Here is a 14,049-nt window from a genome sequence, read left to right as displayed (position 1 = left end):
GTTGAACAGGAACGCGCCGCGAGCCTATGCCCGCGTGCGCCCTGGAGAGCAGGGAACCATGACAGCCAGCATAGAGAGTTTGCCAATCGCAAGCGACCGCGCGCAGCGCGCCGGAGAGCGCTACACGGGCATGATCCTGCTTGCGCCGACCATGATCATCATGACTGTCGTCGGTCTGTTTCCACTCCTCCACTCACTGTACATGAGCATCACCGGCTATAGGCCGGCGGATCCGGACAAGTTCCAGGGATTTGTCGGTCTCGGCAACTATGCGGATGCGCTCGCGGACGCCCAGTTCCTGCATTCAATCCTGCTGACGCTGCTGTTCACGGTGCTCTCGGTCGGACTGTCCCTTACCTTCGCGATTCTGCTCGCCCTGCTTTTCAACCTCAGGCTCAGGGGTTTCACCGTTCTCAGGACCATCATCATCGTGCCGATGCTGATCACGCCGATCGCGGTCGGCATCACCTGGCGCATCATGATGATGCCCGATCTCGGCGTGCTCAACTACGTGCTCAGCCTCGCGGGCATCCCGCCCCAGCCTTGGGCCGGCGAGAAAGCCAGCGCCATGGCTTCGATGGTGCTTGTCGATGTCTGGCAGTGGACGCCGTTTATGTTCCTCATCATCTTTGCCGGCCTGTCAGCGCTGCCGAAGAGTCCCTTCGAGGCCGCGGCGATCGACGGCGCATCCCCCATTCAGACATTCTTCATGGTTACTCTGCCGATGCTCAGGCCGGTGATTGTCATCGCCAGCCTGCTGCGGATCGTCGACGCCATCCGAACCTACGACACCGTCTACATCATCACCCGAGGCGGCCCCGACTTCGCCACCGATCTGCTCAGCGTCTATCTGGCGCGCGTGAATTTCCGTTTCTTCAATCTCGGATACGGCGCCGCGCTGTCCTGGATCACGCTGCTGATCATCCTGACCGTGGTTCTGATCTTCGTGAAGTATACCGGCTTCATGCGCATGGTGAACGAAAAGGAGGCACGCTGATGTCGAGTTCGACTGCGCCACGTGGATCGCTCTTCAGCGGTATCGGCTACTATCTGCTGGCCCTGATCTCGACCGCCTTCTTCGCCTTTCCGATCGTCTGGATGACGCTGTCTTCGCTGAAGTCGGATGTCGACATATCGGCCTATCCGCCGAAATGGATATTTTCACCGACACTGGAGAGCTTTCGCAAGCTTTTCACCGAACTCAACGCGATGGATGCGTTGATCAACAGCGCCTTCATCGTCTGCCTGGCCACGCTGTTTGCAATGATCGCAGGCACGCTCGCCGCCTACGGACTGGCCCGATTTGACGTGAAGAACAAGAACTTCATCGCCTTCGAAGTCCTGTCGATCCGCATGTTGCCGCCCATGGTCAGCGTCATCCCGCTGTTCATCATCGCCAAGCAACTTGGCATCTTCGACACGCCGTGGCTGTTGATCGCCGTCTATACGCTGAATGGTCTGCCGTTCGTGGTCTGGGTGATGCGCGTCTTTATCCAGGAGATTCCACAGTCGATCGAAGAGGCCGCGCTCATCGACGGCTGCAGCCGCTTCGAGTGCTTCTGGCGCGTAACCTTGCCTCTGCTTTTGCCGGGTCTCGCGGCGACCATGGTGATCATCTTCATGTTCGCCTGGAACGAATTCCTGCTCGCCAGCATCCTGACCTCGTCGGAAGCGCGCACCTTGCCCGTCATCGCGGCCAGCTCGATCAAGGCCAAGGCTATCTCGTGGGGATTGGGATCGGCCGCGGGCGTGCTGATGTCGTTGCCGGTCGTCGTGCTCGTGCTGTTGATGCAAAAATACCTGGTCAGGGGTTTGACCCTCGGCGCCGTGAAGGGATGAGGAAGAGATAATGGGTATCGAAGTCAAATCCGTATACAAGCGCTTTGGCGCCTTTACCGCCGTCAACGGCGTCTCGGTCGACATCAAGGACGGCGAGTTCTTCGTCATGCTTGGCCCCTCCGGCTGCGGCAAGACCACGACCTTGCGGATGATCGCCGGACTGGAACTCCCCAGCGGCGGCCAGATAAAGATCAATGGCCGCGACGTCACCTACGAGGAACCTCGCCATCGCGACATCGCGATGGCGTTCCAGGACTACGGACTTTATCCGCACCTGTCGGTATTCCAAAACATCGAGTTCCCGCTGAAGGTGCGCAAGATTGCCGAGGGCGAGCGCAAAAAGAAGGTGCAGGCGACCGCGGAGAAACTGGGAATTGCCGAGTATCTGGACCGCAAACCGGGGCAGATCTCCGGCGGGCAGAGGCAGCGCGTCTCCCTGGCGCGGGCCCTGGTCCGTAACCCGCGTGTCTTCCTGATGGACGAGCCTCTCTCGAATCTCGATGCCAAGCTGCGAGCCACGATGCGCACCGAGATCAAGAAACTCGTGACGAGCCTCGGCATCACCACTGTCTACGTGACCCACGATCAGATCGAAGCCATGTCGATGGCTGACAGGATCGCCGTCATGCGCCGCGGCGACATGGTGCAGGTCGCAACCCCGCTCGAAATCTATGACAGGCCGAGGACCGAATTCGTCGCCGACTTTATCGGGTCGCCTCCTATGAACCTGTTTCCTGCCCACTTTGACGGCAAGAAGGGAATCGCCGCTACCGTGCAGCCATTTGCCGACAGTCTGTCCGGCGAGGTCGCCGACAGGGCAAGCAGCTTTGCCGATGCCCAGGGACAATTCTATGTCGGCGTACGCCCCGAGCATCTCATGATCGTGCGCGACGGCGTTGAAGGCGCAGCCTCTGCAAATGTCGACTTCGTGGAGCCCCTGGGGCAGACAACCAATGTCTACGTCGACTGCGGTGGTCACAAATTCATCGTCGTGACGGATCGCACCGAAGCCAAGATCGGCGACGTTGTCGGTGTAGCCGTAACCCCCGGCAAGAGCCGGCTCGTCGCGCGCAACTGACCGGGGACGTGAGCTGATGAACGTGCGCGAATACGAGAACTGGATCGATGGCGCCTGGGCGAAGACCGATCGCAAGGTGGAACGCAAGTCACCGGCCCATGGCGAGCTGCTGGCGAGGTTCGCGCAAAGCGACGAGAACGCCGTCAACGCCGCGATCGAAGCTGCCCGAAGGGCTTTCGATGACCGATCCATATGGTCAGCCATCCCTGGCGCCGAGAGGGCAAAGGCTCTCGGGCGCTGGGTGGATCTGCTGATCCGTGAGATCGACAGGCTTGCCTTGATTGAGGCCGAAGAGGTCGGCAAGCCGATCCGCTTCGCCAAGGCCGAGGTCGAATGGTCGATAGAGCTTGCGCGCTATGCTGCAGCGCTCGCCTGGCAAATCCCCGGAGATCTGGTTTCCAATATCGGGGACGCAAATCTGGGCCTTGTGACCCGTGAACCGCGCGGCGTGATCGGAATGATAACGCCGTGGAACTTTCCCCTGGTTACGCTGTTCCAAAAGCTGCCATTCGCGCTCGCTGCTGGCTGTACGGTTGTGATCAAGCCGTCCGAGCTGACCTCAGGGTCGACGCTGGAAATCGCCAGGCTCGCGAAAGACGCGGGCCTTCCCGACGGCGTTATCAATGTCGTCACCGGCTCCGGCCGCACCGTCGGCGAGATGCTGACAGGGCATCGTAAGGTCGACATGATCTCGTTCACCGGCTCGACTGCGGTTGGAATCAGGATCGCACAGCGCGCTGCCGAACAAGTCAAACGCGTTGGCCTCGAATTGGGCGGCAAGGCGGCAAATATCGTCTTTGCCGATGCCGATATCGACGCCGCGCTGGATGGCATCCTGCTTGGCTACGTTCTCAATCAAGGCGAGGAATGCGTTCAAGGCACGAGGCTGCTGGTCGAGGACAGCGTCGCGGACAGCTTCCTGGAAAAGCTGGTCGAGCGCTCGAAGAAGATCCGGCTCGGCCTGCCGACGGATGAAAAGGCGGATGTCGGAGCGCTGATCCATGAAAAGCACATGGAACAGGTGCTGTCCTACATCCAGAGTGGCGTAGACGAGGGCGCTACACTTTTGCTCGGCGGCAGCCGTGTCACGGAGAACGGCCTGGGCAACGGCTTCTATGTCGCCCCCACGATCTTTTCCGACGTCACCCCGGATATGACGATCTTCCGCGAAGAGATTTTCGGGCCGGTTCTGGCTGTCACCCGTTTCGCCAGCGTGGATCAGGCGATCGCCTTTGCCAACGATACGAATTATGGACTCGGCAATGGTGTCTGGACGAAGGACATAGACAAGGCGATCCGCGTTTCACGCGAACTCCGCAGCGGGACGGTGTATGTGAACACCTTTCTCGAGACCGCTGTTCAGCTTCCGTTCGGAGGGTTCAAGGAGAGCGGAATCGGTCGTGAAAACGGCCTGGACGGATTGCTCGAGTTCACCGAGGTAAAGTCGACCTTTATCAAGCTAGGGCAGCGCCCGCACGCCTTGCCGCACACCGTGGCGAACTGACACGTAAGGAGTGACCCTCGGTGGTAGACAAGAAGACGTTCGATTACATCGTCATCGGCTCCGGCTCGGCAGGTTCGGTAATCGCTTCTCGCCTCGCCGAAGACCCTTCCACGACTGTTCTTCTTTTGGAAGCAGGGCCATCGGATCAGCATATCTACATCCGCATGCCGGCGGCCCTCGGCTTCCCGTTGATGAACGACCGCTTTAACTGGTTCTACAATTCGGAGCCGGAACCACATCTGCAGGGACGGATCGTTCATGAGGCGAGGGGGCGGGTGCTTGGCGGCTCGTCCTCCATCAATGGCATGAATTGGGTCCGCGGCAATCCCTGGGACTATGACAATTGGGCAGGCATCGGAGCAGGCGGGTGGTCGTATGCGGAATGCCTGCCTTATTTCAAGAAAGCCGAGACATTCGACAAGGGAGCGAACGCTTATCGCGGCGGGGCAGGGCCGATGCAGATCGAAACCTGCAAGGCGGAAAATCCCCTCTATCACGCCTTCCTCAACGCCGGGGTGGAGAGCGGGCTGAAGCATGTTGCCGATCACAATGCGTATCAGCAGGAAGGTGTTCACATCACCCAGCGCAACGTCCATGACGGCATTCGCTGGAGCACCTCGCAGGGCTATATCCATGCGCAGCCCCGCAAACCCAATCTCACCGTGCTGACCGGCGCAAGGGTCACGGGCATCGAGACAAGCAACAAGCGCGTCGTGCGGGTTGCGGTTACCACCAAATCCGGTGCTCAGCAGTTCGAGCCGGAGCGTGAGACCATTTTGTGCGGCGGTGCCCTCAACTCGCCGCAGCTCCTGCTTCTTTCAGGCATCGGTCCGGCCGAGGATCTCAAAAACGCCGGCATAGCCGTTAAGCATCATCTGCCGGGCGTCGGCCGCGGGCTGAAGGATCACGTCGCCGCGCCGGTGATGTATCGCGCGACCAAAGACGTTTCGGCCGCGAAGGACCTGTCCACCTTTGGCAAGGCCAAGATTGGCCTGCAGTGGCTGCTGTTCAAGAAGGGGCTCGGCGCGACCAATTTCTTCGAGGTGGGCACGTTCATGCGCACGCGCGACGAAGAGGCCATACCCAATGTGCAGTTCGAGTTCGTCCCGATGCTTGGTGAATTCCAGCATGGCAACGTCAAGCTCGAGAACGGTTTTCAGTACTTCCTCAGCCTCATGCGCCCCAAAAGCGAGGGACGCGTCTGGGTGGAGACGGCGGATCCGACGGCTGCGCCAAAGTTCGTGTTCAACTACCTGCAGCATCCCGACGACATGGTGCAGGCGGTCCAGGCCGTTAAGGCAATTCGCAGCGTAGTCCGCCAGCAGGCCTGGGACGAATTCCGGGGCGTGGAGGAAATGCCTGGATACTCGGTCGCGACCGACGATGACATCGCCAATTGGCTGCGCGGCATTGCCGGCACAAACTACCACCCATGCTGCACCTGCCGAATGGGCGACGGCGACGACGCGGTCGTCGACAAGGACGCAAAAGTGCACGGCATTGAAGGTCTCAGAGTTGTTGATGCCTCGATCATGCCCGAGATCGTCAGCGGTAATCTCAATGCCCCGGTTATCATGATGGCGGAAAAGGTCGCGGACGCCATCCGAGGCCGCGTCGCTTTGCCTGCGGATCTACAGCCGTATCACACCGCTTGAAGACAGTCAGGGATGCAATGTCGAGGACGCTTGATATCTATCGTGAAAACGATTACATAAATCAAAACTCGTGTGGCGAAATATTGCAGCAGAAAAATTTCAATGAAAGAGAGTGTATAGGCGAATTAATATTTGAAACGTCAGCTGACGCCATCGTTTCTGGCCAAGGTATTCGTTGAAAACTCGAACAAATCCGATCTCGAAAAGGAGCATGGACGTGAGTGAACTAAAAGGAATCTGTGTGCCGATCTGCACGCCATTCAAGGACAATGGCGCGGCCCTCGATGAGGGCGCGCTGGGCGCAAACATCGATACGCTGATCGATGCGGGCATTCATATCATCGCGGTCAACGGCGGAACGGGCGAATTCCCGTTCCTGACTGAAAGCGAGAAGCGGCGCATAGCGGAGGTTGCCGGCAAGCGCATCAACGGTCGCGCCAAGCTGATCGTCCAGACATCGGCCTTGCGCACTGAAGACGCCATCGAAAATTCGAAGCATGCTCGCGACGCCGGCGCCGACACATTGCTCATCCTGCCGCCCTTCTTCGAGGGGCCGGGCGAGCCAGGCGTTCGCTACCACTACGAACAGGTATCCAGCGCCGTGAACACTCCGATCATGGTCTACAATATTCCTCAGTACACCGGTTTCGACATCACGCCTGACGTCTACAAGCGCTTCAGCGAGATCGATACCGTCAAGTACATCAAGGACAGCACCTCCAACATGATGCGCATCGACCAGCTGTCGGCACAGGGTGCGAAGGTGTTCAACGGCTGCGACTATCTGAACTTCTACAGCCTGCTGAGCGGCGCGCCGGGTGTTTTCACTGGTTCCGGCAACGCGGTTCCGGAGCAGCTCGTGCGGCTCTACGATCTGGTTCAGAGCAAGAACCTGGCCGAAGCGACCGCGCTGTGGCTCAAGCTGCGTCCCCTGTCGCTGCTGCTCTGGACCGCCCCCTTCAATCCAGTCGCCAAGGCAGCAAGCACCAAGACGGGGCGCCCTGTCGGCGAGTGCCGCCTCCCGGTTATCCCCTTGACCGCTGAGGAGGTTAAACTGGTTGACAAGGCGCTTGCAGCGGCAGCTGCCTGACGCGATCCGGTCGTCCCCGGGGCTTCGTTGCCCTGGGTATCCGGCTGCTGCAACTGGTCCTGGACATTCGTTCTTCCTCGTCCAGCATCGGATTGCACGATTTCATGGCCGGCCTGGCAGAAAGGATTGAGGAATGCGGTTGTCGCGGATGATCAACGTCGTGGGCGCTCACGCCGAGGGCGAGCCGAACGACGTCATTACAGGCGGTGTCATCGATGTTCCCGGCAAGACCATGTTCGAGAAGGCACGATGGCTGGAGACCAAAGGCGATGACCTTAGAGCCTTTCTCCTGCATGAACCTCGCGGCAAGGTCACGCTCTGCACCAACCTGGTTCTGCCCTCGTCTCACCCTGACGCTCAGATGGGTTACGTCATCATCGAACCGACCTCCTATCCGCCGATGTCGGGCACGAACACCATATGCACGGTGACCGTGCTCCTGGAGACCGGGATCATTCCGATGCAGGAGCCTGTCACCAACCTGACGCTTGAGGCGCCAGCCGGCCTGATCGAGGTCGAAGCGCGGTGCCGGGACGGAAAGTGCGAAAGCGTCAAGTTCAGGAACCAGCCGTCCTTTGTCATGCACCGAGACCGGATGATCGAGGTCGAAGGCATAGGATCGCTTCGCGTCGACGTTTCCTACGGGGGGATGATCTACGTGATCGTCGACGCCCAGGATTGCGGCTTCGAGATCGAGCCGTCCGAAGCGCGCGATCTTTCGGATGTCGGCGAAAAAATCAAGCGGGCGGCGGCCGAGCAACTGCCATCCGTGCACCCCGAAAACCCAGAGATACACACAATCAACCAGACGCTTTTCGCCGGTCCGCTCGCGGTAAGCGACGGGATCAAGACATCCAGGAACGGGGTCATCGTCTCGCCAGGCAGACTGGACCGCTCGCCTTGCGGGACCGGCACCTGTGCACGACTGGCGCTGCTCCATGCACGCGGTGAAGTCGCTGCCGGCGAACAATTCATCCATGAGTCGATCATCGGCACAAAATTCGTCGGCGAGATATTCGAGAGCACCCGGATCGGAGGTCTCGACGCCGTGTCTGTCGCCATCACCGGACGGGCCTGGATCACAGGCTTCCATCAGTTCGTGCTCGACCCGAGCGATCCGTTTCCGAGGGGCTACACACTTTCCGATACCTGGCCCGGTGCCTGACCAATATCCATCAATGCCATTTGCAGGAGTTCAAGATGAACGTGCACGCAGACTTCCACGCCCAAGCCGAAAAGCTGAAATTCGAAACACGGGCCTTTATTGACGGTGCCTATGTGGCGGCAAAATCGGGGGAGACGTTCGAAACCGTCAATCCTGCCACCGGCAGGCTCCTTGCCAATGTCGCCGCCGGCGGCGCTGCGGACGTCGACCTTGCGGTCAGGGCCGCACGCCGCAGTTTCGAGGCCGGCAGTTGGTCGGGCATGCCGCCGCGGGAGCGCAAGAAAGTCCTGCTGCGCTTTGCCGATCTGATCGAAAAGCACAGCGCCGAACTCGCGCTCATCGAAACGCTCGATTGCGGCAAGCCGATCAACGATTCCCTCAGTGTCGACTTGCCCGACTCCGTCGAGACGCTCCGCTGGCATGCGGAGGCGACGGACAAGATCTATGATCAGATGTCGCCGGCGCCGCGTGACGTCGTGTCGATGATCGTGCGCGAGCCGATCGGCATCGTCGGTGGCGTCATTCCCTGGAACTTCCCTCTGTTCGTCGCGATGTGGAAGTTGGCGCCCGCCCTGGCGGGAGGAAATTCCCTCGTCCTGAAGCCGGCCGAACAGACGTCTTTGTCGCTGATCAGGCTGGCGGCACTGGCATCCGAGGCAGGCATTCCGGACGGCGTCTTCAACGTCGTCCCGGGTCTGGGGCCGACTGCCGGCCAGGCGATCGGCCTGCACAGGGATATCGACTGCGTGAGCTTCACGGGCTCTGGCGAGGTCGGTCGGCTCTTCCTGAAATATTCTGCCGATTCCAACATGAAGAGGATCATCCTCGAGTGCGGCGGCAAGAGCCCGGCAATCGTCATGAGCGACGTCAAGAACTTCGCCCCTATCGTCGAGAATGTCGCGACGGGTATTCTTTTTTGCCAGGGCGAGAACTGCTCGGCCGGTTCCCGCCTCATCGTCCACGAGAGCATCAAGGACCGCCTCCTTGATGAGCTGAAGCCGGTGTTCGAGTCCTGGACGGTCGGCGACCCGCTCGAGCGCTCGACGCGCATCGGTGCGATGATCGAGGAGGATCATCTCGCCAAGGTCTTGTCCTACATCGAAACGGGACGCAATGAAGGCGCCAAGGTAGCATTGGGGGGAAATCGTGTGCTGGCCGAAACAGGTGGCAGCTTCGTTGAGCCGACGATCTTTGATGGTGTTTCCAACACCATGAAGATTGCCCGTGAAGAGATCTTCGGGCCTGTCCTGTCGGTGATCTCGTTCAAGGACGAGGCCGAAGCGGTTCGCATTGCGAACGACACCAACTACGGCCTTGCCGCTTCCCTCTACACCGACGATCTCAACACGGCGCATCGCGTCGCCAAGTCGATCCGCGCCGGCACCGTCTCGGTGAACTGCTATTCAGAAGGCGACTTCGCCGTGCCCTTCGGCGGGTACAAGGAATCGGGCTTCGGCGGCAAGGACAAGGGCCTCGCTGCGCACGACCAATACACCGAAACCAAGGCGGTGTGGATCCAACTGCGCTGATGGCATCCGGTGGCCGGCCCTCTCGGCCCGGCCATCGGCCCTTCGCGGGAGATCGGCGCGCCCGCAGGCTTGCGGGCGCCCTGTTGGATTTGAGGGAAGTCAATGACATCTGTTGCAGTGCTTAGGGAAGAACAGCTGAGCGCCCTGCGATTGACGGCGGCCGGCAGACCGCGGCGAACCGCCAATCCGTTCTCCGGCGTCGGCCCTATCACCGATCTCACCCTGGACGAAGTCGGCGCGCGGCCGCTGCGTTTCGAGTTCGAAGCTTGGCTCTACTTGGGTTTCGCGAAGACGAACCAGATGGCGTTCGGGCTAGGCGGTGGCCACAGGATATTCCAGCAGGGCGCCTTCTGATGGCCAGGCAGGCCTCACTCCCCAAGCTTAGTGTTGCTTCCCAACGGGACGGGGATCTGCTGCCCACCTTCGAATTTTTCCGCAAACTCACGGACGCGGCTGCTGCGGAGGTGATGCCGAGGTTTCGCAAGAGGTTGGCCGTCGAAGCCGAGGTCAAACCCGGCCTGCAATACGATCCGGTCATGGAAGCCGACCGAAATGCTGAAAGGGCTATCTGCGACATCATATCGGCCGAGTATCCGATGCACGCGATATTGGGCGAGGAGCTCAGCCCGTCGGGATCCGGGCCGCTCAAATGGGTGATTGACCCGATCAACGGGATGAAACCCTACCTATGCGGGCTTCCGGTCTGGGGAACTCTGATAGGCTTCACCGTCGATGGCCGCTCCGCAATGGGAATGATGAACCAGCCCCATACCGGGGAATGCTTCTGGTCCGATGGTACGAAATCGGTCTGCCATTCGGCCCATGGCGAGACCGTTTTGAGGGCGAGCGGCACTCAACGTCTTTCCGACGCGATATGCCACACGAATTCTCCAGAACCCTTCGCGCGCCGTCCGGGGCGAGGATTTGCCCGGCTCGCGTCGTCGGTCAAATTCACTCGCTACGGTGGCGAATGCTACGCGTTCGCCATGCTCGCCGCCGGCCAGATCGACCTTTGCGTCGAGCTCGCCCTGACAGCCTATGACGTCGTTGCGCTTATTCCGCTCATTGAGGCCGCCGGTGGTGTCGTCACTCGCTTCGACGGCGGTCGCCCGGAGCGGGGCGGCAACGTCCTGGCCTCGGCAAACGCCGTCCTGCACGAGGCTGCGCTGCGGATGCTCAACGACATCTGAACCCTTGCCGAGGGTATCTTGAATGGACAGCAAGAACGAGATCGAGCGAAAGGACGAGGATAACGCTGCCGAGCGACGAGCCCGTTTCTGGGGCTGGTTTTGGATGGCGGTCGCAACAGCGGCCATGTACCTTCTGGTCTGGGTAACCCGTTGAAGCGAAGAGTCGTCACCCACCGTCAACGCCGCAATCCAATCACGCATTCGCGCTTTGCGTCTGTCAAAGGGCCTGTAATTGCTTCCATGTCTCTGCCTCGATGGCGATGCCGCGCTCGGCCGCCAATTTGCGGGCGGCGAGCCTACGTTCACCTGGAAGGCGCGTCTGCCCGGCTTCGGCCATCGCCTCGACCAATTCCTCGATCCGCCCTGTGAACATTCTCAGGGAGCCATTTCCTTTCGTCGGGTCGATCAGGATGATGGTTTGACCGGTATGAGCGGAGTCGGCCCCGGGATAGGCCGACGAATTGACCTGATGGGAGAAGTTGCTGCCTGTCAGCGCTCCGCCAAGGATGTCGATCATCATGGCGATGGAGGATCCCTTGTGTCCGCCGAAAGGCAGCAGCGCACCCCCGTCAAGTATAGCCTGCGGGCTGCTGGTTGGCAGGCCCGAGGCGTCCAGGCCCGTTCCTTCGGGGAGCAGCTTGTTTTCAAGCGCCGCAACCTTCACTTCGCCATGAGCCATTGCTGCCGTCGCCTGATCGAACAGGAGAACCTGGCCATCTGCGCGCGGCACGGCGAAGGCCATCGGATTGGTTCCGTAGAGCCGCTTGTGACCGCCGTGAGGGACGACATAAGTGACACTGTTGACGACACTGAGGGCGATCAGTCCCGCCTCCGCGAATGGCTCGACATCCAGCCAGAGCGGACCGTTATGATGGGCATTGCCGATGGCGAGCACACAGGCGCCGGCCGATCGCGTCTTGTCGATGGCCTGCGGCATGGCCGCTTCCAGCGCCGGTCTGGCATAGCCATTGCCGGCGTCGGCACGAAGGAAAGCGGTTCCGGCGTCCTGGATTTGCGGAACGGCGCGGCCGTCGACGAAGCCGCTCTTGAGATTGCTCACATAGCCCGCCATCCGGAACAAGCCATGGCTTCGCGAGCCGTCGCGTTCGGCGCTCGCGCAATTCGTCGCCAGGGCTCGGGCGACGCTGTCGGACGTCCCGTGGCGCAGCATGATAGCTTCCAGCATGGCGATGAGCTCGGGCAGGCTGAGATAAATGGCTGGCTCATGCGACAAGGATGCGGTCATGACAAATCACGCGCTTCAACAGAGCGACGCGCCTCCCTGCGTGGCTCGCCTATCGGGGCCGCCAACGGCTGCATTGCAATGTCCGTTGGCGGCAGAGTGCCTCGCGTAGGTTGGGGGCGGGCCTGTGCTTCAGCACTCAACGCCATGGCGCGCGCTATTCGTTGACGTAACGCCGCGCACAGCCATGGCCGAGTGAAATCAAGATTTCATGCTCGATCGTTCCGCAGGCCTTCGCCAGATCGTGGTCACGAACATGGGGTCCGAGGATTTCGGCCGGACTGCCTGGTACCAGCGCCCAGTCAGGAACCCCCGAAACGTCGACGGTCAGGAGATCCATGGAAACGCGTCCGACAACCTGGGCGGCAAAACCCGCAACGGAGACGGCAGCGCGGCTTGAGCCGGCCCGGGAATAGCCGTTCGCGTATCCGATCGCGACCGTCGCGATCTTGGCTTGCTCGGTCAGGCGGTAGGTCGAGCTGTAGCCGACAGGGGCACCGCGCTTCATCGTCTTGACCTGAATGATCGGCGCGACTACGCGAGCTGGCTGCAACATGGGATTTGGGCGCCCTGTCAGCGGGTTGATCCCGAATGTCGCCTTGCCGGGCCGGACCATGTCGAACGCGTAGTCCGCGCCCAGATAGGTGCCAGCCGAATTGGCAAGCGACATTTTCGCGATGGGAAGCCCGCTCACCGCGCTCAGGAATGCCCCGCGCTGGAATTCGCACCTGTCGAAATCGAGGTCATCGGCTGCCGAAAGGTGCGACATGTAGAGGATAGGCGGGATCCGCGACAGGAGCGGCAAGTTCTGGCGAAGCCACGCGACGTCATCGGCCAGCAGTCCGAGCCGGTTCATTCCCGTGTCGAAATGGATGATCGAGGCGAGAGGACGCTCCACCCCGACCGCAACCTTTTCCCATTCCTCGATCTGATTGCGACTGTTCAGGACGGGTACTAGGTTCGCGCCGACAAATGCCTCCCTTTCTTCGGGCAGGAAGCCGCCGAGCACGCAAATCTCTGCTTCTTGAAGAGCGACTCGCAGCGTCACGCCGTCATTGGCCGTTGCCACGAAAAACGTCCTGGCGCCCGCTTGCCTCAGCGCCAGCGCGCTCGGGATCATGCCATGGCCGTAGGCGTCGCCCTTCACGACGGCAGCGCAATCGGCCCCGCCCGCCATGGCGTTCAGTCGCCTGTAATTTCCCCGCACTGCCTCTAGGTCGACGATCATCTCAGCCTGATGGATCAGACTGAGATTTCCTCCGGCGGAGGACAAGGGATGACTTACGGTCATGATCGGCACCCGTGTTTCCAAAGAAGCTGCGTCAGTAAACGTTTACATAATTAACTCAAGGGCTATCCTGCTTTTTTGGCCAAATCCGGAAAGGCGTACCGCGGGTCGTGCGTTCCTAAGGGCAATCAGGTTCGACGGGCACGGCAATGCCCGTCACGAGATCGCAGCACGCTTTGAGTTTAGTTCAGCAGGATCGACAGGTAATGCTCCGCCGCCTTGGACTGCGCCTGGGCGATCATACCGCGCTGAACACTCTGGTCCGCCAGCATCGCCATCACGGCCGGGCTAAGTTTTGCAAACATTAGAAGCGCGAGAAGAGGGATGCAAAATTTCGCTATCTGCAGGAACACATTGCGCGTGTGATTATGCATGGCGCGCCCTTGAGGGGTTTTCACTTGATGCCTCTCGATCACAAGCCGCTAGGTGCCGACGGCGTCACTTGAAGAGTGGTAAACGTTTACAGAT

General features: G+C 60.4%; 14 protein-coding genes. 11 read left to right on the top strand and 3 right to left on the bottom strand.

The annotated features are described in order from the left end of the window. The first annotated feature begins 58 nt into the window (after window positions 1–58). The 11 genes from EN846_RS29780 to EN846_RS36455 all read left to right on the top strand — a co-directional run bounded on the left by EN846_RS29780 (window position 59) and on the right by EN846_RS36455 (window position 11,204). On the top strand, window positions 59–997 hold the full coding sequence (locus EN846_RS29780; RefSeq protein ID WP_187331424.1) for a sugar ABC transporter permease: 939 nt from the start codon (window positions 59–61) through the stop codon (window positions 995–997). Further along, a complete protein-coding gene (locus tag EN846_RS29775; protein WP_127308998.1) occupies window positions 997–1,839 on the top strand; it encodes a carbohydrate ABC transporter permease in 843 nt (280 codons plus the stop codon). The genes EN846_RS29780 and EN846_RS29775 overlap by 1 nt, the downstream gene beginning before the upstream one ends. A 10-nt stretch (window positions 1,840–1,849) precedes the next feature. Further along, window positions 1,850–2,917: an ABC transporter ATP-binding protein gene (locus EN846_RS29770; RefSeq protein WP_127308999.1), complete on the top strand. Its 1,068-nt coding sequence runs from the start codon at window positions 1,850–1,852 to the stop codon at window positions 2,915–2,917. A 16-nt stretch (window positions 2,918–2,933) separates the two neighbouring features. After that, window positions 2,934–4,421: an aldehyde dehydrogenase family protein gene (locus EN846_RS29765; protein ID WP_127309000.1), complete on the top strand. Its 1,488-nt coding sequence runs from the start codon at window positions 2,934–2,936 to the stop codon at window positions 4,419–4,421. 20 nt (window positions 4,422–4,441) lie between these two features. Next, entirely contained in the window at window positions 4,442–6,076 is a 1,635-nt protein-coding gene (locus EN846_RS29760; RefSeq protein ID WP_127309001.1) for a choline dehydrogenase, read from the top strand. A 211-nt stretch (window positions 6,077–6,287) separates the two neighbouring features. Beyond that, entirely contained in the window at window positions 6,288–7,166 is an 879-nt protein-coding gene (locus EN846_RS29755; RefSeq protein WP_127309002.1) for a dihydrodipicolinate synthase family protein, read from the top strand. Between the two features lie 133 nt (window positions 7,167–7,299). Continuing rightward, entirely contained in the window at window positions 7,300–8,331 is a 1,032-nt protein-coding gene (locus tag EN846_RS29750) for a proline racemase family protein (protein WP_127309003.1), read from the top strand. Between the two features lie 35 nt (window positions 8,332–8,366). After that, window positions 8,367–9,860 carry an aldehyde dehydrogenase gene (locus tag EN846_RS29745; protein ID WP_127309004.1) on the top strand — a complete coding sequence of 498 codons (1,494 nt, stop codon included), beginning with the start codon at window positions 8,367–8,369 and terminating at the stop codon, window positions 9,858–9,860. 102 nt (window positions 9,861–9,962) lie between these two features. After that, complete coding sequence (locus EN846_RS29740) at window positions 9,963–10,214, top strand: hypothetical protein (protein WP_127309005.1); 252 nt, start codon at window positions 9,963–9,965, stop codon at window positions 10,212–10,214. Continuing rightward, window positions 10,214–11,050 carry an inositol monophosphatase family protein gene (locus EN846_RS29735; protein WP_128346545.1) on the top strand — a complete coding sequence of 279 codons (837 nt, stop codon included), beginning with the start codon at window positions 10,214–10,216 and terminating at the stop codon, window positions 11,048–11,050. The genes EN846_RS29740 and EN846_RS29735 overlap by 1 nt, the downstream gene beginning before the upstream one ends. Before the next feature lie 22 nt (window positions 11,051–11,072). Then, on the top strand, window positions 11,073–11,204 hold the full coding sequence (locus tag EN846_RS36455; RefSeq protein ID WP_281015743.1) for a hypothetical protein: 132 nt from the start codon (window positions 11,073–11,075) through the stop codon (window positions 11,202–11,204). A 63-nt stretch (window positions 11,205–11,267) separates the two neighbouring features. On the opposite strand, the gene EN846_RS29730 is transcribed toward EN846_RS36455, so the two are convergent. From EN846_RS29730 to EN846_RS29720, 3 genes are all read right to left on the bottom strand, one after another. After that, on the bottom strand, window positions 11,268–12,296 hold the full coding sequence (locus tag EN846_RS29730; protein WP_128346544.1) for an Ldh family oxidoreductase: 1,029 nt from the start codon (window positions 12,294–12,296) through the stop codon (window positions 11,268–11,270). A 154-nt stretch (window positions 12,297–12,450) separates the two neighbouring features. Beyond that, window positions 12,451–13,584: an alanine racemase gene (gene alr / locus EN846_RS29725; RefSeq protein ID WP_245493427.1), complete on the bottom strand. Its 1,134-nt coding sequence runs from the start codon at window positions 13,582–13,584 to the stop codon at window positions 12,451–12,453. Between the two features lie 179 nt (window positions 13,585–13,763). Beyond that, window positions 13,764–13,979, bottom strand: coding sequence for a hypothetical protein (locus tag EN846_RS29720; protein WP_127308652.1), 216 nt, complete (start codon window positions 13,977–13,979; stop codon window positions 13,764–13,766). Between the last annotated feature and the right edge of the window lie 70 nt (window positions 13,980–14,049).

Origin of the sequence: Mesorhizobium sp. M4B.F.Ca.ET.203.01.1.1 (assembly GCF_004791025.1) — a bacterium.
In the GTDB taxonomy this organism is placed as follows: domain Bacteria; phylum Pseudomonadota; class Alphaproteobacteria; order Rhizobiales; family Rhizobiaceae; genus Mesorhizobium; species Mesorhizobium abyssinicae.
Note: the sequence above shows the minus strand (reverse complement) of the source record. Positions and strands in the feature narration are given on the sequence as shown.

Coding starts and splice junctions, on each gene's coding strand:
- EN846_RS29740 (WP_127309005.1), top strand. CDS start 9,963: ATGACATCTGTTGCAGTGCTTAGGGAAGAACAGCTGAGCGCCCTGCGA.
- EN846_RS29750 (WP_127309003.1), top strand. CDS start 7,300: ATGCGGTTGTCGCGGATGATCAACGTCGTGGGCGCTCACGCCGAGGGC.
- EN846_RS29765 (WP_127309000.1), top strand. CDS start 2,934: ATGAACGTGCGCGAATACGAGAACTGGATCGATGGCGCCTGGGCGAAG.
- EN846_RS29770 (WP_127308999.1), top strand. CDS start 1,850: ATGGGTATCGAAGTCAAATCCGTATACAAGCGCTTTGGCGCCTTTACC.
- alr (WP_245493427.1), bottom strand. CDS start 13,584: ATGACCGTAAGTCATCCCTTGTCCTCCGCCGGAGGAAATCTCAGTCTG.
- EN846_RS29745 (WP_127309004.1), top strand. CDS start 8,367: ATGAACGTGCACGCAGACTTCCACGCCCAAGCCGAAAAGCTGAAATTC.
- EN846_RS29755 (WP_127309002.1), top strand. CDS start 6,288: ATGGACGTGAGTGAACTAAAAGGAATCTGTGTGCCGATCTGCACGCCA.
- EN846_RS29730 (WP_128346544.1), bottom strand. CDS start 12,296: ATGACCGCATCCTTGTCGCATGAGCCAGCCATTTATCTCAGCCTGCCC.
- EN846_RS36455 (WP_281015743.1), top strand. CDS start 11,073: ATGGACAGCAAGAACGAGATCGAGCGAAAGGACGAGGATAACGCTGCC.
- EN846_RS29735 (WP_128346545.1), top strand. CDS start 10,214: ATGGCCAGGCAGGCCTCACTCCCCAAGCTTAGTGTTGCTTCCCAACGG.
- EN846_RS29775 (WP_127308998.1), top strand. CDS start 997: ATGTCGAGTTCGACTGCGCCACGTGGATCGCTCTTCAGCGGTATCGGC.
- EN846_RS29780 (WP_187331424.1), top strand. CDS start 59: ATGACAGCCAGCATAGAGAGTTTGCCAATCGCAAGCGACCGCGCGCAG.